The organism is Halomonas sp. TH-94, from assembly GCF_057473365.1.
The window spans coordinates 31550-56920 of the sequence record NZ_JBYCKL010000034.1 but is presented as its reverse complement, the minus strand read 5'-3'; the positions used below and the strand labels follow the sequence as shown (position 1 = coordinate 56920).

The 25371-nt window shown below is 64.0% G+C and carries 24 protein-coding genes; 10 read left to right on the top strand and 14 right to left on the bottom strand.

Annotation, left to right across the window (positions count from 1 at the left end; translation table 11 throughout):
- The first annotated feature begins 30 nt into the window (after positions 1–30).
- A complete protein-coding gene (locus AC2VNO_RS05995) occupies positions 31–1407 on the top strand; it encodes a DNA recombination protein RmuC (RefSeq protein ID WP_486933279.1) in 1377 nt (458 codons plus the stop codon).
- Positions 1408–1435: 28 nt separating this feature from the next.
- Here the strand turns inward: AC2VNO_RS05995 and AC2VNO_RS05990 are convergent, their stop codons facing one another.
- Positions 1436–3139, bottom strand: a complete 1704-nt coding sequence (locus AC2VNO_RS05990; protein ID WP_486933278.1) for a methyl-accepting chemotaxis protein — start codon at positions 3137–3139, stop codon at positions 1436–1438.
- A gap of 240 nt (positions 3140–3379) precedes the next feature.
- Between AC2VNO_RS05990 and AC2VNO_RS05985 the strand changes: the two genes are divergently transcribed.
- Entirely contained in the window at positions 3380–3550 is a 171-nt protein-coding gene (locus AC2VNO_RS05985; protein WP_486933277.1) for a DUF6435 family protein, read from the top strand.
- A 1-nt stretch (position 3551) separates the two neighbouring features.
- Here the strand turns inward: AC2VNO_RS05985 and AC2VNO_RS05980 are convergent, their stop codons facing one another.
- The 4 genes from AC2VNO_RS05980 to gatC all read right to left on the bottom strand — a co-directional run bounded on the left by AC2VNO_RS05980 (position 3552) and on the right by gatC (position 7448).
- Positions 3552–4103 (bottom strand): cupin domain-containing protein, encoded by a 552-nt coding sequence (locus tag AC2VNO_RS05980; protein WP_486933276.1) that lies wholly within the window; start codon positions 4101–4103, stop codon positions 3552–3554.
- Positions 4104–4161: 58 nt separating this feature from the next.
- On the bottom strand, positions 4162–5616 hold the full coding sequence (gatB, locus tag AC2VNO_RS05975; RefSeq protein ID WP_486933275.1) for an Asp-tRNA(Asn)/Glu-tRNA(Gln) amidotransferase subunit GatB: 1455 nt from the start codon (positions 5614–5616) through the stop codon (positions 4162–4164).
- Positions 5616–7076, bottom strand: coding sequence for an Asp-tRNA(Asn)/Glu-tRNA(Gln) amidotransferase subunit GatA (gatA, locus tag AC2VNO_RS05970; protein ID WP_486933274.1), 1461 nt, complete (start codon positions 7074–7076; stop codon positions 5616–5618). The genes gatB and gatA overlap by 1 nt, the downstream gene beginning before the upstream one ends.
- Positions 7077–7160: 84 nt before the next feature.
- A complete protein-coding gene (gene gatC / locus AC2VNO_RS05965; protein ID WP_486933273.1) occupies positions 7161–7448 on the bottom strand; it encodes an Asp-tRNA(Asn)/Glu-tRNA(Gln) amidotransferase subunit GatC in 288 nt (95 codons plus the stop codon).
- Positions 7449–7625: 177 nt separating this feature from the next.
- Between gatC and AC2VNO_RS05960 the strand changes: the two genes are divergently transcribed.
- From AC2VNO_RS05960 to tldD, 7 genes are all read left to right on the top strand, one after another.
- The gene (locus AC2VNO_RS05960; RefSeq protein ID WP_104201758.1) at positions 7626–8663 is read left to right on the top strand and encodes a rod shape-determining protein; all 1038 of its coding nucleotides are present in this window, start codon (positions 7626–7628) and stop codon (positions 8661–8663) included.
- A 128-nt stretch (positions 8664–8791) separates the two neighbouring features.
- On the top strand, positions 8792–9667 hold the full coding sequence (gene mreC, locus AC2VNO_RS05955) for a rod shape-determining protein MreC (protein WP_486933272.1): 876 nt from the start codon (positions 8792–8794) through the stop codon (positions 9665–9667).
- Entirely contained in the window at positions 9667–10158 is a 492-nt protein-coding gene (gene mreD / locus AC2VNO_RS05950) for a rod shape-determining protein MreD (protein WP_486933271.1), read from the top strand. Before mreC ends, mreD begins: the two co-directional genes overlap by 1 nt.
- A 10-nt stretch (positions 10159–10168) precedes the next feature.
- Positions 10169–10765: a Maf family protein gene (locus AC2VNO_RS05945; RefSeq protein WP_486933270.1), complete on the top strand. Its 597-nt coding sequence runs from the start codon at positions 10169–10171 to the stop codon at positions 10763–10765.
- A gap of 53 nt (positions 10766–10818) precedes the next feature.
- Positions 10819–12282, top strand: a complete 1464-nt coding sequence (gene rng, locus AC2VNO_RS05940) for a ribonuclease G (RefSeq protein WP_486933269.1) — start codon at positions 10819–10821, stop codon at positions 12280–12282.
- A gap of 7 nt (positions 12283–12289) precedes the next feature.
- Positions 12290–16117, top strand: a complete 3828-nt coding sequence (locus AC2VNO_RS05935) for a YhdP family phospholipid transporter (protein ID WP_486933268.1) — start codon at positions 12290–12292, stop codon at positions 16115–16117.
- Positions 16114–17568 carry a metalloprotease TldD gene (gene tldD / locus AC2VNO_RS05930; protein ID WP_486933267.1) on the top strand — a complete coding sequence of 485 codons (1455 nt, stop codon included), beginning with the start codon at positions 16114–16116 and terminating at the stop codon, positions 17566–17568. The genes AC2VNO_RS05935 and tldD overlap by 4 nt, the downstream gene beginning before the upstream one ends.
- A 128-nt stretch (positions 17569–17696) precedes the next feature.
- On the opposite strand, the gene yjgA is transcribed toward tldD, so the two are convergent.
- Entirely contained in the window at positions 17697–18203 is a 507-nt protein-coding gene (yjgA, locus tag AC2VNO_RS05925; protein WP_486933266.1) for a ribosome biogenesis factor YjgA, read from the bottom strand.
- 146 nt (positions 18204–18349) lie between these two features.
- Here yjgA and pmbA point away from each other — a divergent pair, with 146 nt between their 5' ends.
- Positions 18350–19690, top strand: a complete 1341-nt coding sequence (pmbA, locus tag AC2VNO_RS05920; protein ID WP_486933265.1) for a metalloprotease PmbA — start codon at positions 18350–18352, stop codon at positions 19688–19690.
- Between the two features lie 81 nt (positions 19691–19771).
- Here the strand turns inward: pmbA and AC2VNO_RS05915 are convergent, their stop codons facing one another.
- The 8 genes from AC2VNO_RS05915 to lptC form a co-directional block, all read right to left on the bottom strand.
- Entirely contained in the window at positions 19772–20041 is a 270-nt protein-coding gene (locus tag AC2VNO_RS05915; protein WP_228578471.1) for an HPr family phosphocarrier protein, read from the bottom strand.
- 2 nt (positions 20042–20043) lie between these two features.
- Complete coding sequence (gene rapZ, locus AC2VNO_RS05910) at positions 20044–20964, bottom strand: RNase adapter RapZ (protein ID WP_486933264.1); 921 nt, start codon at positions 20962–20964, stop codon at positions 20044–20046.
- A 45-nt stretch (positions 20965–21009) separates the two neighbouring features.
- Entirely contained in the window at positions 21010–21480 is a 471-nt protein-coding gene (gene ptsN, locus AC2VNO_RS05905; protein ID WP_486933263.1) for a PTS IIA-like nitrogen regulatory protein PtsN, read from the bottom strand.
- A gap of 6 nt (positions 21481–21486) precedes the next feature.
- The gene (gene hpf / locus AC2VNO_RS05900; protein ID WP_486933262.1) at positions 21487–21795 is read right to left on the bottom strand and encodes a ribosome hibernation-promoting factor, HPF/YfiA family; all 309 of its coding nucleotides are present in this window, start codon (positions 21793–21795) and stop codon (positions 21487–21489) included.
- 109 nt (positions 21796–21904) lie between these two features.
- Complete coding sequence (locus AC2VNO_RS05895) at positions 21905–23326, bottom strand: RNA polymerase factor sigma-54 (protein ID WP_486933261.1); 1422 nt, start codon at positions 23324–23326, stop codon at positions 21905–21907.
- 157 nt (positions 23327–23483) lie between these two features.
- Entirely contained in the window at positions 23484–24209 is a 726-nt protein-coding gene (gene lptB / locus AC2VNO_RS05890; protein ID WP_486933428.1) for an LPS export ABC transporter ATP-binding protein, read from the bottom strand.
- A gap of 7 nt (positions 24210–24216) precedes the next feature.
- Positions 24217–24744 (bottom strand): lipopolysaccharide transport periplasmic protein LptA, encoded by a 528-nt coding sequence (gene lptA / locus AC2VNO_RS05885; protein WP_486933260.1) that lies wholly within the window; start codon positions 24742–24744, stop codon positions 24217–24219.
- Positions 24741–25361 (bottom strand): LPS export ABC transporter periplasmic protein LptC, encoded by a 621-nt coding sequence (gene lptC / locus AC2VNO_RS05880; RefSeq protein WP_486933259.1) that lies wholly within the window; start codon positions 25359–25361, stop codon positions 24741–24743. Before lptC ends, lptA begins: the two co-directional genes overlap by 4 nt.
- Positions 25362–25371 lie beyond the last annotated feature (10 nt).

Sequence of the window (25371 nt, the reverse complement as noted above, 5' to 3'; positions counted from 1 at the left end):
GCGCCACGACCGCCTGCAGGAGAACGTCCCTTGAACGACCTTGCCACGCTGCTGGTTTCTCTTCCCCCCGGCTATGCCATGGCGCTCGCTGCGCTGCCGGCATTCCTGTTCGCCTTCGTCCTGGCTGGACTGCTCGCCGGCCGGCAGCGCGTCATGGAACGCGAGCGCCATGCTGCCATCCTCACCGAGTTGAACGAACGATTGGCAGAGCGCGAGCGGCGCCTCGACCAGCTTCAGAGAGAGCTGGGTGAGGTGCAAGTGCGCGAGGCGCGCCTGGCCACCACCCTGGAGCAAAAGCAGCAACACTTCGATGCCCAGCTAGACCTGGTGCGCGACAGCCGCGAGCAGCTGCGCCAGGAGTTCGAGAATCTGGCCAACGAGATCCTCGAGCGCAAGGGGCGCGCCTTCTCGGAGCTATCCCAGCAGCGCATCAGCGGCCTGCTGCAGCCGATCCAGGCGGAAATGAAGGGCTTTCGCGAGAAGGTCGAGACGATTCACCGCCACGATACTGAGCAGCGCGCCGGACTGCGTGCCGAACTGCGCCACCTGCAGGCACTCAACCGTGAGATCACCGATCAGGCCGAGCGTCTGACTCAGGCGCTGCAAGGTCAGAAGAAGGTACAGGGCAACTGGGGCGAGCTGATGCTGGAGAACGTGCTGGAGGGCTCCGGCCTGCGCCCCGGCAAGGATTACCAGCGCGAGGTGAGCTTCACCACGGCGGAGGGGCGTCGTCGCCCCGATGCGGTGGTCTATCTGCCCCAGGGTCGCCACCTGGTGATCGATGCCAAGACCTCGCTCGCCGCCTACGTGCGCTATGTCAACGCCGAGGAGGAGCATGAGCGCGATCTGGCCCTGGCGGCCCATGCCACGGCGGTGGGCGAGCGCATCGCCGAGCTGGCCGACAAGCACTACTACGACCTGCCGGGGCTCAACTCGCCGGACGTGGTGATCATGTTCATTCCGGTGGAATCGGCCTACGTGGAGGCGCTCAAGCACGACGAAACCCTCTATCAGCGCGCCATAGAGAACAACGTGCTGGTGGCCACGCCCACCACGCTGCTGACCAGTCTCAATGTGGTGCGACAGCTGTGGCGCTTCGAGGACCAGAGCCGTCACAGCGCCGAGCTGGCCAATCGTGCCGAGAGGTTCTACAACAAGCTGCGGCTGTTTCTCGAGAGCATGCAGGAGGTGCAGTCAAAGCTCGACGGCGCCCGTGACAGCTACGACCGCGCCATGGGGCAGCTGGTCAACGGTCGCGGCAATCTGATCAAGCAGGCCGCCGAGTTCCAGGAGCTGGGGGTGGCGGTGAAGAAGGAGCTGCCGGCGGAGCTGGTCGAGCGGGCGGGGTTGGAGCTGGATGCCTCACGCCCCCGGACGGCATTGCCGGACGGGGGCTATCGGAGTTAGCGGGTCTTTCCCTTACCTCAGGGGCGGTCTAGAAGTTGGCCCACTCCGGCTGGCGCTCTCTGGCGGCCAGCTGCAGCTTGGGCAGGATGGGCTGCGTGGGTGACATGGTGCGGGTTTCGCTTTGCGGCCAGCTCTGGCTACCGGCATTGCCATGATGCGGTAGCTGAAAGGCTGCCATGGCATTCATCAGCTGGCGAGCATGCTGGCGCAGGTTGTCGGCCGCCGTGGCGCTTTCCCCGACCAGCGTGGCGTTCTGCTGCGTGACCCGATCCATCTCGGCGACGGCCGTACCGGCTTCCTGAACCCCGGCACTCTGCTCGACGCTGGCCTGGCTGATTTCCCGCATCAGCTGACTGACCCGTGCAATGGCTTCGACGATCTGGTTGGTGGCCTGACGAGCCTCGGCGGCGCGCGCATTGCCACTCTTCACACGCTCCACGTTGCTGGTGATCAGTTCGTTGATCTTGCTGGCGGCATCGGCACTCTTCTGAGCCAGCTTGCGTACCTCGGCGGCGACCACGGCGAAGCCACGGCCATGTTCCCCAGCCCGCGCCGCTTCCACCGAGGCGTTGAGCGCCAGAATATTGGTCTGGAAGGCGATGTCGTCGATGGTCGAGATGATGCTGGCAATCTCGCTGGCGCTCTTGTCGAGCTCGTTCATGGTAGCTGCCATCTGCTCTACCGCGACGCCGCCCTGGCGCGCCGTGTGAGAGGCATTTTCCGCCTCACGACTGGCTTGCCCGGCGTTCTCGCTGTTCTGGACCACGGTGCCGTTGAGCTCTTCCATGGCCGATGCCGTCTGGGTCAGGGCGCTGGCCTGCTGCTGAGTGCGTGAGGCGAGGTCGGTATTGCCTTCGGCGATCTGCTCGCTATTGCTGGCCACGGCCTCGGCGGCTCCGCGAACCTGAGTCACGATGGACTGTAGCTGACGTGCCATCTCCACCTGCGAGGCCATGATGCTGCTGCGGTCCCCGTTGCGCAGGCGGCCGCTGGTGGCCAGCTCGCCGCGGCCGATCGCTTCGGCAAAGGCTTTCACTTCGTAGGGTTCGGCGCCGAGTTCACGCAGCAGCTGGCGGGCCAGCAGATAGGCAATCGAACCACCGACCACCAGAGCCGCCAGGCATAGTGCCAGCATCAGCATCTGGAAGCCCGCAGCGGTATCGCGAGCGAGTGCCGTATTGGCGGCACTCTCCGATTCCTGATGGTCGATGAAGTCGTTGATGCGGTCGAGCCAGGCAAAGAAGGCGGGGCCTGCGTCGCTCAGCAGCTGTTCCCGTGCGTTGACGAAATCACCCTGTGCGCGACGCTCCATCACCTGGCCGGCCAGACGCTGCGTGAGCTCCGCCTGACGTTCGATGGACGTCAGTAGCTCACCTTCGCGAGAGGTAACGCTCATCTGAGTCGCTTCGTTCATCTCGTTGGCAGCACGCTGGTAGTCGTCGGCCAATGCCTGGTACTCGCGCTGCAGCGTGGCGAGCGCGGCGGGGGACTCTACCAGGGTCATGTCGCGCAGCAGGATAGCGCGGTCATGCACGCTGCCGCGCCAGTCGATGGCGTGTCGCTGCTTGGCGCCATTGACATCGTTGATGGTCGTGAGGCTGCGGTCGATACGGTTCACCTGAACGATGCCGATGGCGGTAAGCAGTACGATCAAAGCAAGCACGGCGGAAAAGCCGGCGAATAGACGGGTGCGGATACCGAGGCGGGCAAGACTGGCCGAGGATGTTTGCATGATTGTTGTCCTTCGTCATGTGGGCTGCCAATCGGGCGCAGCGGGATACGTAAGGCACTTTATCGTTATGTATAGGTTTTGTACAACGGAATATAATCCGCATCAGCGTTCGATATTTTTCAATGCTAGCCTTTAGGCATAGGTGGTTACGAAGAAAGTTGTGGCATACTGCCAATCGCATGAAGTGCATGTGGAGGTTCTTGTACGCGAGCTTGTACAAGAAAAACGAGGAGGTGTTGTATGTTTGGCTTGTTCAGACGCAATCCGGCCAAGAAATTGCAAAAAGCCTATGAGCGCAAGCTCGAGGAGGCGATGCTGGCCTCGCGCAACGGTGACATGCGTGCCAACGCAACGTTGACGGAGCAGGCCGAGGCCCTGCGCTTGGAAATCGAACGCTTGAAGAAGGATTGATTCAGAAGGTTCGGGCCGGTGTGCAACAGCTCACCAGTCGACACGGCTCGCTGCCGGGGTTGCGGAAACGGTGGGGCACGTTGGTATCGAAGTAGTAAGCCTCGCCCGGGCCGAGCAGGCGGGTTTCAGCGCCGATGGTGATCTCGATTGCTCCTTCGAGTATCACGCCGGCTTCCTCGCCCTGGTGGGCGATCATCTCGCGACCGGTGTCGGTTCCGGGGGGATAGGTTTCTATCATGAAGGCCAAGGCACGGCTGGCACGATTGGCGCCTATCAGTTTGTAGATGACGTCTCCGCTTCCCACGTCGGCCAGCTCGTCAGCCGAATAGAAGACTTGATTGCGGCTCTCCAGATCCATGGTGAAGAAGTCGCCGACGCTGATGGGAATGGCGTCGAGAATCTTTTTCAGTGAGCTAACCGAGGGGCTGACCTTGCCCTGCTCGATCAGTGAAAGACTGGAGTGAGTGACTCCGCAGCGTTTGGCCAGCTCGCGCTGGGAGATGCCGCGAAGGGTGCGAAGGGCACGCAGGCGTGAGCCTACATCGTCCGACATGGCGGTCTCCTGGTGTGAGAATTGCGCTGCCGCCTCGACGGCGACAGCGCGTGACGCCTCAGCACAGAGCGTCGAGCTTCTGCTTGAGTAGCTGATTGACTTGCTGGGGGTTGGCGGTGCCGCGCGAAGCCTTCATCACCTGACCGACGAAATAGCCGATCATCTTGCCGCGCTTGTCCGGCTCGGCATCGCGGTACTGGGCCACTTGGGCGGGGCTCTCCGCAATCACCTGATCGATCATCGCCTCGATGGCGCCGGTGTCGGTGACCTGCTTGAGCCCCTGGGCCTCGATGATGTCGTCGGCGCTTGCGCCCTGGCCGTTCCACAGAGCCTGGAATACCTGCTTGGCGGCCTTGCCGTTGATGGTGTCGTCGATCACTCGTGCCACCAGCTCGCCTAACTGGCGTGCCGCTATGGGGCTGTTGGCGACCGAGAGATTCTCGCGATTCAAGGCGCCCGCCAGCTCACCTTGCACCCAGTTGGCCGCCTGCTTGGCATCCCCGCAGACCTCTTTCACTTCCTCGAAGTAGTCGGCCATTTCGCGAGTGGCGGAGAGGACGCTGGCATCGTAGGCGGAAAGTCCCAGCTCGTTCTCGAAGCGTGCGCGCTTCTCGGCCGGCAGCTCCGGGAGGTTGTCGCGCAGGTGGTCGATGTAGGCCTTGTCGAGCACCACCGGCAGCAGGTCGGGGCAGGGGAAGTAGCGGTAGTCGTTGGCCTCTTCCTTGGTTCGCATGCTGCGCGTTTCGTCGCGGTCGGGGTCGAACAGGCGCGTTTCCTGTACCACCTTGCCGCCATCCTCGAGCAGCTCGATCTGGCGCTCCACTTCATAGGCGATGGCGCGCTCGACGAAGCGGAAGGAGTTGACGTTCTTGATCTCTGCGCGGGTGCCAAGGGCCGCCTGGCCCTGGGGCCGAACCGAGACGTTGACGTCGCAGCGCATCGAGCCCTCGGCCATGTTGCCGTCGGAGATGCCCAGGTAGGTGACGATGGAGTGGATCGCTTTGAGGTAGGCGGCTGCCTCCTTCGCCGAGCGCATGTCGGGCTCCGAGACGATTTCCAGCAGCGGTGTGCCGGCACGGTTGAGGTCCACCCCGGTCATGCCGTGGAAGTCCTCGTGCAGCGACTTGCCGGCGTCCTCTTCCAAATGGGCGTGGTGCACGCGAATCGACTTGGTGGCGCCGTCTTCAAGGGTGATCTCGACCTCGCCGGCGCCGACGATGGGCTGGTACATCTGGCTGGTCTGGTAGCCTTTGGGCAGATCCGGGTAGAAGTAGTTCTTGCGGTCGAACACGGAAACTTCGGGTATCTCGGCATGGATCGCCAGGCCGAACTTCACCGCCATGGCCACTGCCGCTTCGTTGAGCACGGGCAGCACGCCGGGCAGCCCTAGATCCACGCCGCACGCCTGGGTGTTGGGCTCGGCACCGAAAGCGGTGGAGGCACCGGAGAAAATCTTGGAGCGGGTGGCGAGCTGGACGTGCACCTCCAGTCCGATCACGGTTTCCCATTGCATCAGGCGTTCTCCTCGGCGAAGGCGGGGCGTTGGCGGTGCCAGTCGGTGGCCTGCTGGAACTGATGGGCGACATTGAGCAGGCGCGCTTCGGTGAAGTGGCTGCCGAGTATCTGCAAGCCCACGGGGCGCTTGCCTGCCAAGCCGGCCGGTACGCTCATGCCGGGAATGCCCGCCAGGTTGATGGCAATGGTGTAGATGTCCTGCAGGTACATCGACACCGGGTCCTTGTTGGCGCCGAGATCGAAAGCGGGGGTGGGCGAGGCGGGCCCCATCAGCACGTCGACCTCCTCGAAGGCGTCGAGGAAATCCTGGCGGATCAGGCGGCGTACCTGCTGGGCCTTCTTGTAGTAGGCGTCGAAGAAGCCCTCGGAGAGGGTGTGAGTGCCGATCAGGATGCGGCGCTTGACCTCGTCGCCAAAACCCTCGGCGCGACTGCGCTTGTACAGGTCGATGAGGTCGACGGGGCTGGCGCAGCGATGGCCGAAGCGAACGCCGTCGAAGCGTGACAGGTTCGACGATGCCTCTGCCGGAGCGATGACATAGTAGGCCGGTATCGCATAGTGGGTGTGCGGCAGGCTCACCTCACGTACGCTGGCGCCGAGCGACTCGAAGACCTTGATGGCGTCGCGAACGGCGCTTTCCACCTGGGCGTCGAGCCCGTCGCCGAAATATTCCCGCGGCAGGCCGATCTTGAGGCCGGCGAGGGGGGTGCCGAGTTCCTCGGTGTAGTCGGGCACGCCGCGCTGCACGCAGGTGGAGTCGCGCAGGTCGTGACCGGCCATGGCGTTGAGCAGCAGGGCGCAGTCTTCGGCGCTACGCGCCATGGGGCCGGCCTGATCGAGACTCGATGCGTAGGCAATCATGCCATAGCGCGAAACTCTCCCGTAGGTGGGCTTGAGGCCGGTAATGCCGCAGAAGGCGGCGGGCTGACGAATCGAGCCGCCAGTGTCGGTGCCGATGGCGGCCGGTACCAGGCCAGCTGCCACGGCGGCGGCGCTGCCGCCTGACGACCCCCCCGGCACCGCGGCGAGATCCCAGGGATTCTTCACCGGGCCGTAGTGGCTGTTCTCATTGGAGGAGCCCATGGCGAACTCATCCATATTGGTCTTGCCCAGGCTGACGGTGCCGGCGGCAGCGAGCTTCTCCACTACCGTGGCGTCGTAGGGGGAGATGAAGTTGTCGAGCATCCGCGAACCGGCGGTGGTCTTCACGTCACGGGTGCAGAAGATGTCCTTGAGCGCCAGGGGGAGGCCGGTCAGAGCGCCTGCCTTGCCCGCGGCACGGGCGGCGTCGGCAGCGTCGGCGGCGGCCAGGGCCTGCTCGTGGGTCACGCTGATGAAGCTGTTCAGCTCACTGTCGTAACGGTCGATACGGCCCAGCAGATGCTGGGTGAGTTCGCGGCTGGAAAACTCGCCGGCGTCGAGCGAACGGGTCAGTTCGGCAAGGGTCTTGTCATGCATGCGGCATGGCTCCATGAAGGCGTGCCGTTGAAAAGAGAAGTGGATCCTGCGGTACCTGTCGGCGTCAGGATGGGCGGCCTGGGTTCACTCGACGACGCGGGGAACCAGATAGAGACCGCTTTCCACAGCCGGGGCACAGCGCTGAAAGCGGCTGCGCTGGTCGCTCTCGGTCACTTCGTCGGCGCGCAGGCGCTGAGTGACGTCGAGCGGATGGGCCAGCGGCGCAACCCCTTCGGTGTCCAGGGCCTGGAGCATGTCGACCATCTCGAGAATGCGCCCCAGGTCGTCTACATAGCGGGCGGCCTCCTCGTCGGTCAGGCCGAGCCGGGCCAGGTGGGCGGCCCGCTGCACGTCTGCGTGTTCAAGCGCCATGGGCTGAGTGTCCTCGCACGGATGGAGTGTTATGAACAGCAGGAAAATGTACCATATTCGAGGCGAGTCGGGCAGTCTTGTCGCACGCGAGGCGACCCATGTCGCTTGCTGCACGGGGGTGGCGATGATACCGTTTGCATCCGCACTGCTCCCGGTCAGCACTAGGTAACGACTTCCATGTTCAAACGCTTGAGGGGGCTGTTCTCCAGCGATCTTTCCATCGATCTGGGTACGGCCAATACACTGATTTATGTTCGCGGTCGCGGCATCGTGCTCGATGAGCCTTCGGTAGTGGCCATCCGCCAGTCCGGCAACATGCGCAGCGTGGCTGCGGTGGGCGCCGATGCCAAGCGCATGCTGGGCCGTACGCCGGGCAACATCACTGCCATTCGGCCGATGAAGGACGGCGTGATCGCCGACTTCACCGTTACCGAGCAGATGTTGCAGCACTTCATCCGCAAGGTTCACCAGAGCACCTTCCTGACGCCGAGCCCGCGGGTTCTGGTCTGCGTGCCCTGCATGTCGACCCAGGTCGAACGTCGTGCCATCAAGGAGTCCGCTGAAGGCGCCGGCGCCCGTGAGGTATTCCTGATCGAGGAGCCCATGGCCGCTGCCATCGGCGCCGGTCTGCCGGTGGACGATGCCCAGGGCTCGATGGTAGTGGACATCGGTGGCGGTACCACCGAGATCGCCATCATTTCGCTCAACGGCGTGGTCTACTCCGAGTCGATTCGCGTCGGCGGTGATCGCTTCGACGAAGCCATTTCCGCCTACGTGCGCCGCCACTACGGCAGCCTGATCGGTGAGGCTACCGCCGAGCGCATCAAGGAAGAGATCGGCTGTGCCTATCCCGGTGGCGAGCTGCGCGAGATCGACGTGCGCGGACGCAACCTGGCCGAAGGTATCCCGCGCAGCTTCACCCTGAATTCCCATGAGATACTCGACGCGCTGCAGGAGACGCTTTCCTCGATCGTCGCCGCGGTCAAGAGTGCGCTTGAGCAGTCTCCGCCGGAACTCGCCTCGGACATCGCCGAGCGTGGCCTGGTGTTGACCGGCGGTGGAGCCTTGCTGCGCGATCTGGACAAGCTGATCGCCGAGGAAACCGGCCTGCCGGTCATCGTGGCCGAAGATCCGCTGACCTGCGTTGCACGCGGGGGCGGCAAGGCGCTCGAGATGATCGACCGCCATACCTTCGAGCTGCTTTCGAGCGATTGACGTTGCTGCAAGGCCTCTTGCCAGTGCGAAACGACGTATGAACAGGTGCGGCCAGTCGTGCTGCGCCCGGTGCGGGGGGAACGTCTATTAAACCGCTGTTCTCGCACGGTTCAGTGCCAGGCTACCGCATGCTGCTATGTGCGGTGGCCGCTTCTGCATTGATGTTCGTCGATCACCGCTTTACCCGCATGGAAGAGGTGCGCGCTCAGCTCACCACGGTGGTGGCTCCCGTACAATGGCTGGTCGCTCTGCCCAGCGATGTCCTCACCTGGGGGGCGCTGGCGCTTTCCGAGCAGCGCGCACTGGTGGAGGAGAACCGCCGGCTACGCGAGCAGATTCTGCATCTGTCGCATCGCGTACAGCACATGTCGAGCCTCACGGCGGAGAACGTGCGACTGCGTGAACTGCTCGGTGCTGCGGCTCGCCTGGAGGCACCCTACATCACCGCAGAGCTGCTCTCGCTCGATGCCGACCCCTTCACGCACCAGATGGTCATCGACCGTGGGCGGCGTAACGGCGTCTATGTGGGTCAGCCGGTCATGGATGCGTCGGGGCTGGTCGGCCAGGTGACGGCGGTTTCCGCCTACTCCAGCCGGGTGCTGATGGTAGCCGACGCGAGCCATGCACTGCCGGTACAGATCAATCGCAACGGGCTGCGCTTCGTTCTGCAGGGCAGCGGCCAGTACGATGCGCTGCGGGTCATGCACGTGCCGGACACTGCCGATATCCGGGTAGGCGACCTGCTGGTTACCTCGGGGCTGGCCGGTCGCTTCCCGGCGGGATATCCGGTCGCCAGGGTGACCGAGGTGGTCCACGACCCCGGCCAGCCCTTTGCCCGGGTCACGGCGGAGCCCGTCGCACGATTGCAGCGCTCGCGTCACTTCCTGCTGATCTTTCCGCCAGAGCCGGCGCCGGTGCCCGACGACGAAATGTGGGATCTCGAGCTGCCCGATGAGCTCATCCCCGATGGTGCATTGACGGCGGCAACGGAGGAAACGGACTGATGGCGAGCGGATCGCGCACGGCGCTGCCCTGGATATGGCTGACGCTGCTGTTGGCGCTTTGCCTGCAGGTGATGCCGCTGGCCGAGGGCTGGCAGATCTGGCGCCCCGACTGGCTCGGGCTGATGCTGATCTATTGGTGCATGGCCGCGCCTGACCGGGTGGGAGTGTTTCACGGGTTCGTGCTCGGTATTCTCCTCGATCTCATCGAGGGTGCACCGCTGGGTCAGAATGCGCTGACTCTCTCGCTGCTGGCCTTTCTGGCGGCGCTGGTCTATCCCCGCTTCAGAACCTACTCCATGGTGCAGCAGGCGCTGCTGATCCTGGTCCTGCTAGGTCTGGTGCAGCTCGTCGAGCAGTGGCTGCGTACCCTGTTCGGCCCCTTCTCCATGCATCTCGCTTTCCTGCTGCCGTCGCTGATCGGTGCGGTCCTGTGGCCGTGGCTGGCTACCATGTTTCAAGCCGTCGAGCGGCGCTTGGCGAATCATGACTGAAGGAGGCGGCATGAGTGGGCTTTCTTGTGCAGCCACACTGTGTCTGGCATCTGCCTCACCGCGAAGGCGAGAGCTGCTGGCCGGCATCGGCGTTGGCGTAGAGGTGCGGCCGGTCGATATCGACGAGACGCCACGTCTGGGCGAAAGTCCCGAGGCTTACGTTACTCGTCTTGCTCGCGAAAAGGCGACGGCAGGTGCCCGTCTTTCCCCGCTTCCCGTACTGGGTTCGGATACCGCTGTGGTATGCGACGGTCGGATTCTCGGCAAGCCTGCCGACCGGGCCGAAGCGGCTGACATGCTGCGCCTGCTCTCGGCCCGCTGGCATGAAGTATTGACCGCGGTGGCGGTGACCGGGCCTGCTGGCTTGCTCGATGTGTGCGTGGCGACCCGGGTCTGCATGCGCGCTATCGGCGACGAGGAGATGGCAGCCTACTGGGCCACCGGTGAGCCTGCCGACAAGGCGGGCGCCTATGCTATACAGGGCTTGGCGGCCATCTTCGTAGAGCGTATCGAGGGCAGTCATTCCGCCGTGGTCGGTCTGCCGTTGTTCGAGACGGCGCAGCTTTTGTCGCGGCAGGGCGTGCCGCTTTGGAATGGTGCAGTCTAGTCGCGTCACTATGTCATAATGCGGCGAAGACTGAATTGGACAAGGATTTCCGCATGAGCGGCGAAGTACTGATCAATCTGACGCCGATGGAAACCCGCGTGGCGGTGGTGGAAAACGGCGTGCTGCAGGAGGCGCTGATCGAGCGTACTCGCCGGCGCGGTATTGTCGGCAACATTTACAAGGGGCGCGTGGTGCGGGTTCTTCCCGGCATGCAGGCGGCCTTCGTCGATATCGGGCTCGATCGGGCCGCCTTCATTCATGCCCACGAAGTGATGCCCCCCGGCACTCCACCCGAGGAGCAGGCCTCCATCGGACAACTGCTCCACGAAGGCCAGGCCCTGGTCGTCCAGGTGACCAAGGACCCTATCGGCTCCAAGGGCGCGCGCCTGACCACTCACCTGTCGGTTCCTTCACGGTATCTGGTCTACATGCCCGATTCGCCCCATCACGGCGTTTCCCAGCGCATCGAGGACGAGCGTGAGCGCGAGCGTCTGCGTGAGCTTCTCGAGGTGTGCCAGAGCGAGCAGGAGATCGAAGTCACGGGCGGTTTCATCGTGCGCACGGCGGCGGAGAACGTCGGTAAGGAAGAGCTCTTCGCTGACATGCATTTCCTGCTGCGACTGTGGCGCAAGGTCAGCGAACGCAAAGTGACCGCACCGGCACCCAGCGTGATCTATGATGACCTGCCATTGTTCATCCGCACCCTGCGGGATCTGATGCGTGACGAAATCGAGAAGGTGCGTATCGATTCACGGGAGAACTACGTCAAGCTTCTCGAGTTTGCCGAAGAGTTCATGCCCGATTCCTCCGCCCGGATCGAATACTATCCCGGGGAGCGACCGATCTTCGATCTCTACAGCGTCGAAGATGAAATTCAAAAAGCCCTTGGGCGCAAGGTGCAATTGAAGTCGGGCGGCTACCTCGTCATCGATCCCACCGAGGCGATGACCACCATCGACGTCAATACCGGCGGCTACGTCGGCCATCGCAATCTCGAAGAGACCATCTTCAAGACCAACCTCGAGGCGGCCAATGCGATCGCCCGCCAGCTGCGCCTGCGCAACCTCGGCGGCATCATCATCATCGATTTCATCGACATGGAAGACACCGAGCACCAACGTCAGGTGCTGCGGGTGCTGGAGAAGGCGCTGGAGCGTGATCACGCCAAGACCAAGTGCACCGGTGTCACCGAACTCGGGCTCGTCCAGCTGACCCGCAAGCGGACTCGTGAAAGCCTGGAACAGACGCTGTGCGAGGCTTGCCCAACCTGCGGTGGCCGCGGGACGCTGAAAACTGCCGAAACCGTTTGCTATGAGATCTTCCGTGAAATCCTGCGTGAAGCGCGAGCCTACAACGCCGAGTCCTATATGGTGTTGGCATCTCAACCGGTAGTGGATCGTCTGCTCGACGAGGAATCGGCAGCCGTCGCCGACCTCGAGGCCTTCATCGGCAAGACGATCCGTTTCCAGGTGGAGGGGCACTATTCCCAGGAGCAGTACGACATCGTGCTGTTGTGAGCGGTCGATGCATCCACTATCTCGGATAGCGCGCTGGACTCTCACCTTGCTGGCCGTGCTGCTGGCGCTGATTGCCGTTTTGCTGGTGACGTTGCGGCTGGCACTTACCCAGGCCGACCAGTTGGCGCCCCGCGTCGAGCGTTTGCTCGAAGCGCGATCAGGCGCAGCGGTGCAGCTGCAAGAGCTCAACGCCAGCCTGGCCCGCCTCGACCCGGTCATGGAGGGCGGTGGGCTCTCATTGAGCACGCTCCCGGGGGAAGCCGGCCTGCCACTGCTCGAGGTCGAGCATGCCCGCCTGCGGCTGGACACGGCCGCCAGCCTGCGGGCCGGAATCCCCGTCGTGCAGGACGCGCGTCTTCGCGGACTGACGCTTCACCTTTATCAAGATGAGCAGGGTGGCTGGCACTGGCCGGATCCGGCCAGGATTCCACCAGAGCTTTTCGACGGTGACTTCGATCTGGAACGCCTCGATCAATGGGTCGGGCTACTGCTGAGTCAGCGCGCCTGGGTGGAGGACGTGCGAGTGGTGCTGCACGGGCGTGAGCGCCGCGTGGACATGTTGGCGCCCCGCCTGCTGCTCACCGGCGACGAGCGACGTGCACATCTCGAAGGCGAGGTACATCTCGAGGGCCAGGAGGAGGCTTCGCTACAGGCCGTGCTGGAGGTGTTTCCCGGACCTACCGGGTTTCGCGACTTCAGCGCCGCGCTGCAAGCCAACATGAAGCTCGATACCCTGATCGATCTGGTCGAGGTGTTCACGCCCGATGATCCTTTGCGCCTCGAAGATGCCAGCGGCAACGTTACGGTCTGGGGGCGCTGGCATCGCGGCGAGCTGGCCGATGCACGTTTGGATCTCGATGTTCCACGGTTGGCGCTGCGTCGCGACGACGAGCCGATCGTACTCGAACCGCTGCGCGCCCGCGGCCAGTGGCTACGCAACGACGAGGGCTGGGAAGCCTGGCTGCAGGGCGATGCTTCGGCCGCCGACTGGGCGGAGCCACGGGAGCTCGAGCGCGAGCAACAGCCGGCACTGCCCCATTTCTGGCATCTGCGCCACGACAGCGAAGGCTGGTGGTTGACCACCAGTCAGTTCGAGCTGGCTTCGCTTGCCGCCTGGCAGGAGCGTGTGCTTCTTCCCGAGGGGCTGGTGCGAACCATCGATGCGCTGGAGCCGCGTGGACTGATTTCGGGGCTTGGCGTCGGCCGGCGAAACGGCCACTGGCTGGCCCAGGCCGCCCTGCATCAAGTCGAGGTGGAGCCCTGGGATGAAGTGCCGGGCGGTGGTCCCCTTGATGCCTGGGTCGAGGCGCGCGATCTTTCGGGACGCGTGGAATTCGTTGGTGTCGGTGACCCGGCTCTCAAAGTGCCGCAACTCTACGAGTCTCCCATGGCGCTTTCTCATGCCAGCGGTGAGGTGCGCTGGGCCTATGAGGGGCCACGCACCTTCGTCAGTGGCCGCGATCTGAAGGCAGGCTGGCAAGGCGCCGAAGTGGAGGGTGGCTTCGGTCTGGCCCTGGGGGGTGGCGTGCATGGCGGTCTGGGCTTGGACCTGCGCTTCCGCCATGTGGATGCCCTGGACCGGCCGCTGATGGACTGGCTACCTGCCAGGGTTCTGGGGGAGGAGCTCGATGCCTGGTTGGCCGCCGGTGTGGCCGGCCGCGTACCCTTCGGCGAACTCAAGCTGCATTTGCCTCTCAAGAGCGGTGGAAGTGGCGTCGAGCCCCGGTTACGGCTGGACCTCGAGATCGAGGATGGCCGCTTGCCCTTCGATCCCCAGTGGCCGGTGATCGAGTCGGTCGAGGGTCGGTTGACGGCAGGGATCGGCACGCTCGATGCGGACGTTCGACATGCCGAAAGCCTCGGCGTCATGGGTAGCAATGGGCGGATCACCATCGGCGACGACGTGCTGCATGTGACCGGTGAGCTGGCTTCGGACGCCGATGGCATACGTCGCTACCTCCGCGCCATCCCCGTCGATGGTATGGAGCAGGTCGATGACTGGCGCGGTGAGGGGCGTGCCGTTGGCCAGATCGAGCTGATCACCCGGCTCGGGGAGGAGGGGTTCCAGCTAGACCTCGAAACCGAAGTGGACATGCAGCGCATTGTCTACCTGCCGCTTGAGGTGCCGCTGACCGATGTCCAAGGGCCGCTTGCCTGGCGTCAGCGGGACGACGACGGGGGGCTCGAGGGCCGTTTGCAAGGCCGGCTGTTCGGCGGGCCGGTCAATGCCGATATCGACACGCTGGCAGGTTACGTCGAACTCGATGGCGCCGTTGACGTCGCCAGGTTGCTGCAGCGGTTCGACGCCGGCGCGCTTGGCACTCGGTTGTCGGGGCGCTTGCCGTGGCGCGGGCGGTTTGCGCTGAGCGACGCAGGCAATACGTTTCGCTTCGACAGCAATCTGCAAGGGCTCGGCATCGATCTGCCCGAGCCGCTGGGCAAGGCCGCCGACGAGTCTCGTCCTCTCTGGGTCGTGGCCGATATCGATCAGCAAAGAGTGGAAGCCGAGATGGGCGGCGAGTCGCTTCTGCGCTGGCGTGGGCTGCCGTGGTCGGATCTGGGGCAGGGGCAGGTCTGGCTTGGTCGCCTGCCACAGTCGCCATCCTGGCCCGAACAGGAGGGCTGGTCAGTCACCCTCTACCAGTCACGCCTCGACCCGGTCGAATGGGGCGAGGCCCTTGCGCCCATGCTCGAGGGGGGGGATGGTGCTGGCGGTGACGGAGCATCGCCACTACGTCGCCTGCAAGTGGAGGCGGCCTGTCTCGTGGGTCCCAGAGGCTGCCTGGGTATCATGACGGCACTGGCGACTCCCCTGGCCGACGGAGGGTGGCGTGTCGGACTTCAGGGCGATCTGCTGGAAGGCCAGCTGGAGTATCGGCCCGCCCTGGCGGAACCGCTGGACATCGCCCTGGACCGGCTGACGCTCGATGGCCTGCTTCCTGCCGAAACGGAAGGCACCGGCAATTTGCTCGAGGAGCTCGATGTGCCGCCGGACCCGACGCCACTGCCCGACTGGGCCAGTGAAGTGCCGAACGGCAGGCTGCGTCTGGCTGAGATTCTCTATCAAGGGCGGGTGATCGGGCCGTTGACGGCGCACTGGCAGGGAGGGCCGCAGCGACTCGCCCTGTCGCCGTTGGGTTTGACCCTGGGGCAGGTCACCGCCAGGGGTGAGATCGTCTGGGAAGCTGCCGGCCCCGGTGACAGCCTGACGCGATCGCGACTGGATCTGGACGGGCGCGACCTGGGGACGGCCCTCGAGCGGCTCGGCCAGCCTGTCTCGATTCGCAGTAACGGCGTTCATGTGCGCAGCCAGCTGGCCTGGCCTGGACCGCCCTGGCAGTTCGCCCTGGCGCGTTCGCGCGGCAGCATAGAGGCAGAGCTGCATGACGGCCGCTTCGTCCAACTGGAATCGCCCACGGCGAGAGTGGTGGGGTTGCTCAACGTCGACAACCTGGTACGACGTCTGCGCATGGATTTTTCCGATGTCACCGGACAGGGCACGGCCTTCGATCATGTCATCGGGGCTGCTACCCTGTATGGAGGCGTCCTGGAAACCACGGGGCCGGTCAGGATCGACGGCCCGGCGACCTCCTTCACCCTGGAGGGTACCGTCAATCTCTCGCGCCAGGAACTGGACCAGCGATTGGGCGTCACAGTTCCTGTCAGCAGCAGCCTGCCGCTCGCCGCGGTACTCGCCGGCGCGCCGGTGGTAGGTGGTGCGCTATTCATCGCCGATCGGCTCTTCGGCAGCGCCATCGACCGGGTCACCCGAATTCACTATCGCGTGCGAGGTCCCTGGACCTCGCCGGATATCACATTGGAAACCGCAGAATGACGATAGCCACAACCACCTTGCTCGATACCGCCGCCGAGATTCTACTGCATCCCGGCGGACTGGATATCGATGCGCTCGATGCCGGTCTTGGCCATGTACTGGCGCCGGGTGTCGACTATGCCGATCTCTACTTTCAGCGCAGCTGGCATGAGAGTTGGGTTCTCGAGGACGGTGAAGTCAAGGAAGCCGGATACAACATCGACGGTGGTGTCGGAGTGCGCGCCATGGCGGGCGAAAAAACCGGCTTCGCCTATTCCAATCAGATCACTGCCGATGCGTTGGCGGATACCGGTCGCACGGCCTCCGGAATCGTGCGCAGCGGGGCGAGCTTGACGGCGTCCCGGAGTACGGTGAGTCAGAGCGCGCTGCGCTACGCTTCGGTCGATCCGCTGTCGGGTCTCTCGGCCGAGGAGAAGATTGCGCTATTGAAGCAGGCCGACCGTGTGGCACGCGCCGCCGATCCTGCGGTCACCCAGGTCAGCGCCTCTCTGACCGGCGTTCATGAGGTCGTGCTGGTGCGCGCCAGCGACGGTACGTTGGCAGCCGACATCCGGCCGCTGGTGCGTTTCAACGTCAGTGTCATTGCTGCCAAGGACGGTCGGCGTGAGCGGGGTAGTGCCGGTGGCGGCGGTCGCTACGCCATGTCCCGACTGCGTGACGACAATGTCGCCGAGCGCTTTGCCAAGGAAGCCGTGCGTCAGGCTCTGGTCAACCTCGAGGCAGTCGATGCCCCTGCCGGCCAGCTGCCGGTGGTGTTGGGCCCGGGCTGGCCTGGCATCCTGCTGCATGAAGCCGTCGGCCATGGCCTGGAGGGCGACTTCAACCGTAAGGGCAGTTCAGCCTTTGCCGGGCGACTGGGCCAGCGTGTGGCCGCCCGCGGCGTCACGGTGGTGGACGATGCCACCCTGGCCGATTTGCGTGGCTCCCTCAGCGTTGACGATGAGGGCACACCGGGACAGTACACCCCGCTGATCGAAGACGGCATTCTCACCGGCTACATGCAGGACAAGCTGAATGCCCGTTTGATGGGAATGCAGCCCACCGGCAACGCCCGTCGCGAGTCGTTCGCTCACATGCCGATGCCGCGCATGACCAATACCTACATGCTGGCAGGTCAGGACGATCCGGCCGACATCATATCCAGCGTCAAGCGCGGCATCTATGCGGTCAGCTTCGGCGGTGGTCAGGTGGACATCACCTCGGGCAAGTTCGTTTTCTCGGCCAGCGAGGCGTACCTGATCGAGGACGGCAGGATCACCGCACCGGTCAAGGGGGCGACGCTCATCGGCAACGGGCCTGAAGCGATGGGACGGGTGTCGATGGTCGGTCATGATCTGGAGCTCGACACCGGGATCGGCGTCTGTGGCAAGGAGGGGCAGGGCGTGCCGGTGGGAGTGGGGCAGCCGACGCTGAAGTTGGATGAGCTTACTGTCGGCGGCACTGCTTCGTGAACGAGCGTCGCTGCGCTTGCCCACGCTGGGTTGGCGCACGGCTCGCCTTGCTCGCACTCAAACTCGCCGAGCGCCGCCCAGTCTGGCCTGCGCTCGGCTGAACCTGGATTGGGACACACTAGGCGTGCTTACAAGCCCGCCGTATCGCGAATCAGTTTGAAGAGTTTGCGCGCATTGGCCGGGGGCTTGCCGCGCTCGCGTTCGCTCTTGGCATTTCGGACAAGCTGACGCAGCGCCTGACGGTCGGCCTCCGGGTGCTCCTCGATGAAGGCTTCGACGGCGTCATCGCCCTCCTCGATGAGGCGATCCCGCCACTTTTCGAGCCGATGAAAGGCCAGATCGCGGTGACGATTTTCCTGTTCGATCTTGTCGAAGACTGCCTGGATGGCATCCAGATCCTCGCGGCGCATCAGCTTGCCCACATACTGCATGTGGCGCCGACGCCCTTCATGGGAGCGGATACGACCGGTCTCCTCGACGGCAGCGAGCATGTCTTCCGAGAGCGGAAAGCGGGCGCGCTCGGACGGGGTCATGGCAATGATCTGTTCGCCCAGCATCTGCAGGGCGTGCATTTCCCGCTTGAGCTGGGATTTGCTGGGTCTTTCGTCGAAGTCGGTGGGAATATCCTGGGTCATGCCGCATCCAAGTAGTGAGAGGGTCAGCGCTGTCTTGCCAACGCAAGATGCAGGGTTTCGAATGACGGTAGTATACCAGCCCGTCGAGCGACGGCGGGAACAGACACGTATGAAGACCGGCTTGGCCGGCGAATGAGGAGATGAGCATGAGCAAGGCTTTTGATGCCGCCGCCCAGCAGGAGCTGCTCGAGTCGCGTGCCGGGCAGGCGCTGGCGCTGGCGAAACACCTGGGAGCCGATGCCTGCGAGGTGGGCGCCAGCGTCGACCAGGGCGTCGGGATCAGCGTGCGTGAGGGGGAGGTGGAGTCCGTCGAGCTCTCGCGCGATCAGGGTATCGCCGTTACCGTCTATCTGCGTGGCCACAAGGGTAGCGCCTCCTCCACCGATGCCAGTGATGCGTCGATCCGCGAGGTCGTGGAAAAAGCCATGGCAATCGCGCTCTATACCGGGGAGGATCCAGCGGCAGGCTTGGCCGACCCTGAATTGATGGCTACCGAACTGCCCGACCTCGACGTACATCACCCGTGGCCGCTCACCACCGAGCAGGCCATCGAGCTGGCGCTGGCCTGCGAAGCGGCAGGGCGCGCCGAGGCGGGCATACGGCAATCGGAGGGCGCTTCGCTCTCCAGCGGCGAAGGGGTCAGGGTCTATGCCAATAGCCACGGTTTTCTTGGCAGTCAGCGCGGCAGCCGCCACTCGCTCTCTTGCATGCTGATCGCCGAGGATGCGGCTGGCATGCAGCGCGATTACGACTATACCAGTGCGCGTAACCCAGAGGAGTTGCGTGATCCCGAGGCCGTGGGCAAGAAGGCGGCCGAGCGTACGCTCGAGCGCCTTGGCGCGCGTCGGCCCGCCACCGGGCGCCTGCCGGTGATGTTCGATGCCACCGTCGCCAGCGGTCTCGTCGGCCATCTCATGAGTGCCATTGCCGGTGGTTCGCTCTATCGGCAGGCTTCGTTCCTTTGTGACCGCCTGGGGGAGACGCTGTTTCCCGACTGGTTCACGCTCGGCGAGCGGCCCATGGAGCGTGGCGCCATGGCAAGTTCTCCCTTCGACAACGATGGCGTGCAAACCCGCGACAATGTCTTCATCGAGGATGGTCGTCTGGCCAGCTACATGCTCTCTGCCTACAGTGCTCGCCGCCTCGGCTTGCAGACCACCGGCAATGCCGGCGGGGCTCGCAACCTGCGCATCAGCGCGCCGCTGGAGTCTCGAGAGGCGCTGCTCTCACGCATGGGTAGCGGGGTGCTGGTCACCGAGCTGATGGGGCAAGGGGTGAATGGTGTGACCGGAGACTACTCACGCGGCGCGGCGGGCTTCTGGGTCGAGAATGGTGAGATCAAGTACCCGGTGGAGGAATTCACCATCGCCGGCAACCTCGAGGCGATGTTCAGGGGCCTGCTGGCGGTAGGAAGCGACATCGACACCCGTGGCAGCATCCATACCGGCAGCTGGTTGATCGATGAGATGACCGTCGCCGGCAGTTGAAGCGCAGCTTGGCTTGTTGTTCAGGAAGGCGTAATGCGAGGCGGGCTTCGGCGATGCATGGCCGAGCGCAGACATTGCGCCCTAAGTATCTTCATCGAAGCGGGCCTCGAATAGCGCCTCGATGGCTTCGAGCACCGCTTCCGCATCGATCCCCTCGGCGCTGATCTCCAGTTCGGTGCCGCAAGGGGCACCCAGCATCAGCAGGGCCATGATATTGCCGGCATCGGCCTGCTGGGCGCCTCGACTCACGAGCACGTGCGCATCGAAGGGCTGGCAGCGCTGTACCAGCTTGGTGGCAGCGCGCGCATGCAGTCCGCGCTTGTTGGTCAGAGTCAGCTTGCGGCTGGGCACGCTCAGGCTTCCTTGCTTTCGGACGGCTCTGCGGTCGGCTCCTGCGAGGCAGCGACCGGTGTGTGAATGCCCAGCTCCCGATGACGTAGACGCACATCCGGCTGTTGCTTGGCGAGATGCTTGGCGAGCCGCTCGGCCAGATATACCGAGCGGTGCTGGCCCCCGGTGCAGCCGATGGCGACGGTAAGGTAGCTGCGATGGGTGTCGCGATAGGCCGGCAGCCAGCGCTCTACCCAGGCAACGATGTCATCCAGCATCTGCCCGACCAGCGGGTACTGTTCGAGGAATTCCACGATGCTCGGCTCCCGTCCGGTGGCCGAGCGCAGGCGTGGATCCCAGTAGGGGTTGGGCAGACAGCGGGCGTCGAAGACGATGTCGGCGTCGAGTGGCACGCCGCCCTTGAAGCCGAACGACTCCACCGTCAATGTCAGCTGATCGGCGTGATGACTGGCCACCTGTTCGGTGATTCGGCCACGCAGGTCGTGTACCGATAGCCGCGACGTGTCGATAATCAGATCGGCGAGGTTGCGAATGTCGCTCAGCGTGGCGTCTTCCGTCTCAATGGCCTCGTTCAGCGTCATGTCCCTGTGGCGGGTCAAGGGATGGCGGCGGCGAGTGGCGGAATAGCGTTCGATCAGGATCCGGGCATCGGTAGTCAGATAGACGATCTGACAGTCGACCTTGTTGGCGCGAAGCTCTTCCAACAGCCTGGGAAAGCGCTCCAGGGCGTGAGGGAGATTGCGTGCATCGATGCTGACGGCGATCGAGGATTGAACCGTGGGCGAGTTTCGCAGTTCGTCGACCAGCGAACCTAGCAGCATGGCTGGCAGGTTGTCGATGGCATAGTAGCCAATGTCTTCGAGTGCTTGCAGTGCGATCGATTTACCGGAGCCCGATCGGCCACTGATGATCACAAGCTGCATGTATTTCTCCTGATCAGGGGCTGGCCGAACGGCAACGCGGGCGGGTCAGGCCGAAGACTGTCGTCGAATGGCGTTTATGAGGCGCTCGTGGAGTTCGCGCTGGCTCTCGCACCGCCGCAACAGCGTGCGGGTTTCGGTGTCGTTCATCACGCTGGCCACCTGGCTCAGCAATGAGAGGTGAGTGTCGTCGGCTTCCTCGGGGACCAGCAGGACGAAGACGAGATCGACCGGTTCTCCGTCAATGGCATCGAAGTCGATGGGCTCGGCCAGCTTGAGGAAGGCGGCAACCGGACTGTGGCAATGGGGGCTTCGGGCATGCGGTATGGCCACGCCGTTGCCGATCCCGGTGCTGCCCAGCCGCTCACGGCCGATCAGTCTGCCGAAAACCTCCTGGCTATCGAGGCTCGGGGTGTTTTGCGCAATGAAGGTGCTGAAGAACTCCAGCACCCTCTTCTTGCTGCCCCCTGGAACGTCGAACAGCGCACGCTCCGGAGGCAGTATGTTTTCAAGTGTCATGACGACTCAGCGAATGCCGGCGCCTTGGGCGCGGGCCTGGGCCTTTTCCTTGTGCTTGACCAGCTGGCGGTCGAGCTTGTCGGTCAGGGCATCAATGGCGGCGTACATGTCGGTATCGGAGGCTTCGGCATGCAGATCGGCGCCGGCGGCGTGCAGCGTACAGGCGGCCTGCTGACGCTCTTTCTCGATCGAGAGAGTAACTTGTACGTTGGTGATATTGTCGTAGTGCCGTTGGACGCGGCTCAGCTTCTCGCTCACGTAGTCACGCAGTGCATCGGTCAGTTCAACATGATGGCCGGTAATGTTGACTTGCATGACAAGCTCCTTCGTCCTTCGAATGGTGATTTGATTGTAACCCTTTTTGGCACCGTGCAAACCCCCTCCGATCAATGCTCTTGTCCGGCGTCAACGCGCCACGTCGTCATCAGCGAAAACGCTTGCGCTCACTTGAAGAGGGGATCCCCAAGGCTTCACGATACTTGGCCACGGTACGGCGTGCCACCTGAATACCGTCTTCGGCCAACAGATCTACCAGTCGACTGTCGGATAGCGGTTTTCGTGGTGTCTCGTCGGCGATCAATTTTCGAATGCGGGCCCGGATGGCGGTACTGGAATGGGCGTCGCCCTCACCATTGCCGCCGACGTGGCTGGAGAAGAAGAACTTCAGTTCGAACACGCCGCGCGGGGTGTGGATGAACTTCTGGGTGGTCACCCGCGATATGGTCGATTCATGCATCTCCACGGTCTGGGCGATATCCGCCAGGACCAGCGGTTTCATGGCTTCTTCGCCCTGTTCGAGAAAATCGATCTGGCGTGCCATTATCTCGCGCCCGACGCGCAGCAGGGTGTCGTTGCGACTGGCCAGGCTCTTCATCAGCCAGCGGGCTTCCTGCAGGTGATCCTTGAGAAACTGGTTGTCCTGACTCTTGTCGGCCCGGCGTACCAGCGCGGCGTAGTCGGGCTGTATGCGGAGCCGCGGCAGGGCTTCGGCATTGAGTTCCACCCGCCAGCCGGATTCGTCATGGTAGGCGACCAGGTCCGGAGTGATGTAGTTGCTGCCGACTTCGGCGAAGGCACTGCCCGGGCGAGGGTCGAGCGAGCGCACCAGGGCGATGGCCTCGTCGAGAGCGTCGTCATCCAGGCCCAGGCGCCGCTTCAGCAGGCGCCGGTCATCGGCGGCAAGCGCTTCGAGGAACTGGCGCACCAGGCGCCGAGCCTGGGGCAGCAGGGGGGTGTGGTCGGGCAGGGTGGCGAGTTGCAGCATCAGGCACTCGCGCAGATCACGGGCGAAAATGCCGGTGGGTTCGAATTGCTGCAGACGTAGCAGCACCTGCTCGACTTCGCGAGTGGGCAGCCCCTCAAGACCCTGGCGGCGCAAGCCATCACGGATTTCCTCCAGCGGCTGTGCCAGATAGCCCGTGCCGTCCACGGCATCGATCAGGCTCTCGGCGATCTGGCGCTGGCGCTCGCTCAGGTCGATCATGGCCAGCTGCCAGATCAGATGCCCGGCCAGTGTCTGCCCGGAGGCCTGGCGCTCGAAATCGGGCCCTTCGCCGGTACCGCTGCCGGAGCTCGCACCGTGGTCAGGGTAGGTATCCTCCCAATCGCTGTCGGTGGACAGCTCACTGGGGATTTCATCGGCCCAGTCGTCGCTCTGGGGTTCGCTGACGGCTTGCTCGCCGAAGCCCTCGTCGAGCTCCAGCATGGGGTTGGATTCAAGTGCTTGCTGGATCTCCTGACGCAGGTCCAGCGTAGAGAGCTGCAGCAGCGCAATGGCCTGCTGCAGTTGGGGTGTCATGGTCAGCTGAGTGCCGACGCGGAGTTGCAATGATGCTTTCATGGCCATGAGGATAAGGGCTCATTTGCCGGAAAGACTCTACCCTAGACTGGCGTGCGGCGAGTTGCAATAGCGATGATTGCAATAAGCATGCCATTTATTGCAATCATGTCTGACGAGAATGTGTTAATAGTGCTTTCATGCTTGCATGTAACAGAGAGTTGCGTTATAGGCGGAAATCTTCACCGAGGTAGACTTCGCGCACGCGACGGTTGGCCAGAATGGCTTCGGCGTTACCTTCGGCGATGATCTGGCCATCTCCCACGATGTAGGCGGAGTCGCAGATATCCAGCGTTTCGCGCACGTTGTGATCGGTGATCAGGACGCCGATGTCGCGTGCCTTGAGCTGGCGAATGATGCCCTTGATCTCGCCGACCGAAATGGGGTCGACGCCGGCGAAGGGTTCATCGAGCAGGATGAAGGCCGGCTCGGTCGCCAGGGCTCGGGCTATCTCCACGCGCCTTCTCTCACCGCCGGACAGGCTCATCCCGAGGTTGTCGCGAATATGGGTGACGTGAAAGTCTTCGAGCAGCTGTTCTAGGCGCTGCTGACGGCCCCGGCGATCCAGATCCTTGCGGGTTTCGAGGATGGCCATGATGTTGTCGGCCACCGACAGCTTGCGAAAGATCGAGGCCTCCTGGGGGAGGTAGCCGATCCCGGCCCGAGCGCGTTCGTGCATGGCGCTGCGCGACAGGTCGAGCTTGTCGATACAGACATTACCCGCATCCGCTCTCACCAGCCCCACGATCATGTAGAACGAGGTGGTCTTGCCGGCGCCGTTGGGGCCGAGCAGCCCCACGATGGAGCCCTGCTCGATGGAGAGGCTGATGTCATGTACCACGCGGCGACGCTTGTAGCTCTTGGCCAGGTGCCGAGCATGCAGAGTCTTCATCGCCATCTCAGCGCTCCGGCTGCAGGGTCATGCGGATACGCTGGCGTCCCTCGACACCTTCGCTCTCGGCGCGGGCCTGGACCACGCGACGGTCGAGGAAGTACTCCAGATAGCCACCGTCGAAGGTATCGCCAGCCTGGTGCAGTTCGGCGCGGTCGATCAGTTCGACGCGTCGCTCGGCCACGTGATAGATGATCGTGCGCCCCCAGCCGCGTACCACTGGCTGCTCCGGGTCCGGCTGCTGTTCGATATAGGCACGTTCGCCGTGAGCCGTGGCACGGGAAAGCTCGCCGGCCGCATTGCGCCGGAGCTCGACGCGGTCGCCGGTAAGACGCATGGTGCCCTGGCGGATGTCGACCTCGCCGGTATAGATCGCCGTGCCGGCGATATCGTCGAGATCGAGCCGATCGGCTTCTATCTGGATAGGCTGATCGGCGTCGCGCTGTTGGGCCATGCTCGCGGCAGGGCTCAATGCCAGGCCGATCAATGCCAGGCTGAGCAGCATGCGGGGCGTCGGAAGCTTGCATCGCTTCATGGCGTGAGTTCCTCCAGGGTGACGGGGTCGGCCTGTCCCGGCTGAGCGCCTTCCGGGGGGTGGTAGCCGCGCACATTGTCTGTCAATCGCGCCCGGTTGTCATGGATCCAGGCGTCGAAACGTTCGCCGCGCATATGCTGTGGCGGCTGCTGCAGCAGGGCGGGTGTGTCGCTCCAGGCATGACCGACATTGGCGTCGAAATGCAGCACCTCGGTGTCGAGCTGCCAGCGCTCCTCCGGAGCGAACAGGCGGGCGTCGCCGGTCAGCGTAAGGGGGTTGCCGCCCGGGCCGAGTCGGCCTTCCCGGCCGCTGGCGACCCAGAGACGGCCTTCTCGATCGATCAGATGAGCCACCGGCGTCACGGCGCGGGTCACGTCGTCGTGCGGCGTATGCACCAGCCTGGGACTCTCCAGGCGCTGATGGGCCTGGCCATCGATATCGAAGCGAGTCAGCCGGGCCTGTTCCAGGAAATAGTCAGGTTCTCCGGCGTCGTCGGTGGGTACCGGGCCGGGCGTAGGCACCTGCCATGGGTCAAGCCAGGCGATCAGGCTGCCCAGCGCCAACAGCAACAGCAGCAGCCAGAGGCGAAACGAGGGGCGCGGCAGGCGACGTAGCATCGACGCCGGT

What these genes read in the sequence shown, in the direction of transcription:
- mreC (WP_486933272.1), top strand. Translation starts at nt 8,792, where the DNA reads ATGCTGCTATGTGCGGTGGCCGCTTCTGCATTGATGTTCGTCGATCAC.
- tldD (WP_486933267.1), top strand. Translation starts at nt 16,114, where the DNA reads ATGACGATAGCCACAACCACCTTGCTCGATACCGCCGCCGAGATTCTA.
- AC2VNO_RS05935 (WP_486933268.1), top strand. Translation starts at nt 12,290, where the DNA reads ATGCATCCACTATCTCGGATAGCGCGCTGGACTCTCACCTTGCTGGCC.
- gatB (WP_486933275.1), bottom strand. Translation starts at nt 5,616, where the DNA reads ATGCAATGGGAAACCGTGATCGGACTGGAGGTGCACGTCCAGCTCGCC.
- lptA (WP_486933260.1), bottom strand. Translation starts at nt 24,744, where the DNA reads ATGAAGCGATGCAAGCTTCCGACGCCCCGCATGCTGCTCAGCCTGGCA.
- mreD (WP_486933271.1), top strand. Translation starts at nt 9,667, where the DNA reads ATGGCGAGCGGATCGCGCACGGCGCTGCCCTGGATATGGCTGACGCTG.
- AC2VNO_RS05945 (WP_486933270.1), top strand. Translation starts at nt 10,169, where the DNA reads ATGAGTGGGCTTTCTTGTGCAGCCACACTGTGTCTGGCATCTGCCTCA.
- pmbA (WP_486933265.1), top strand. Translation starts at nt 18,350, where the DNA reads ATGAGCAAGGCTTTTGATGCCGCCGCCCAGCAGGAGCTGCTCGAGTCG.
- gatA (WP_486933274.1), bottom strand. Translation starts at nt 7,076, where the DNA reads ATGCATGACAAGACCCTTGCCGAACTGACCCGTTCGCTCGACGCCGGC.
- rapZ (WP_486933264.1), bottom strand. Translation starts at nt 20,964, where the DNA reads ATGCAGCTTGTGATCATCAGTGGCCGATCGGGCTCCGGTAAATCGATC.
- rng (WP_486933269.1), top strand. Translation starts at nt 10,819, where the DNA reads ATGAGCGGCGAAGTACTGATCAATCTGACGCCGATGGAAACCCGCGTG.
- gatC (WP_486933273.1), bottom strand. Translation starts at nt 7,448, where the DNA reads ATGGCGCTTGAACACGCAGACGTGCAGCGGGCCGCCCACCTGGCCCGG.
- AC2VNO_RS05960 (WP_104201758.1), top strand. Translation starts at nt 7,626, where the DNA reads ATGTTCAAACGCTTGAGGGGGCTGTTCTCCAGCGATCTTTCCATCGAT.
- AC2VNO_RS05980 (WP_486933276.1), bottom strand. Translation starts at nt 4,103, where the DNA reads ATGTCGGACGATGTAGGCTCACGCCTGCGTGCCCTTCGCACCCTTCGC.
- lptB (WP_486933428.1), bottom strand. Translation starts at nt 24,209, where the DNA reads ATGAAGACTCTGCATGCTCGGCACCTGGCCAAGAGCTACAAGCGTCGC.
- lptC (WP_486933259.1), bottom strand. Translation starts at nt 25,361, where the DNA reads ATGCTACGTCGCCTGCCGCGCCCCTCGTTTCGCCTCTGGCTGCTGCTG.
- hpf (WP_486933262.1), bottom strand. Translation starts at nt 21,795, where the DNA reads ATGCAAGTCAACATTACCGGCCATCATGTTGAACTGACCGATGCACTG.
- yjgA (WP_486933266.1), bottom strand. Translation starts at nt 18,203, where the DNA reads ATGACCCAGGATATTCCCACCGACTTCGACGAAAGACCCAGCAAATCC.
- AC2VNO_RS05990 (WP_486933278.1), bottom strand. Translation starts at nt 3,139, where the DNA reads ATGCAAACATCCTCGGCCAGTCTTGCCCGCCTCGGTATCCGCACCCGT.
- AC2VNO_RS05985 (WP_486933277.1), top strand. Translation starts at nt 3,380, where the DNA reads ATGTTTGGCTTGTTCAGACGCAATCCGGCCAAGAAATTGCAAAAAGCC.
- AC2VNO_RS05895 (WP_486933261.1), bottom strand. Translation starts at nt 23,326, where the DNA reads ATGGCCATGAAAGCATCATTGCAACTCCGCGTCGGCACTCAGCTGACC.
- ptsN (WP_486933263.1), bottom strand. Translation starts at nt 21,480, where the DNA reads ATGACACTTGAAAACATACTGCCTCCGGAGCGTGCGCTGTTCGACGTT.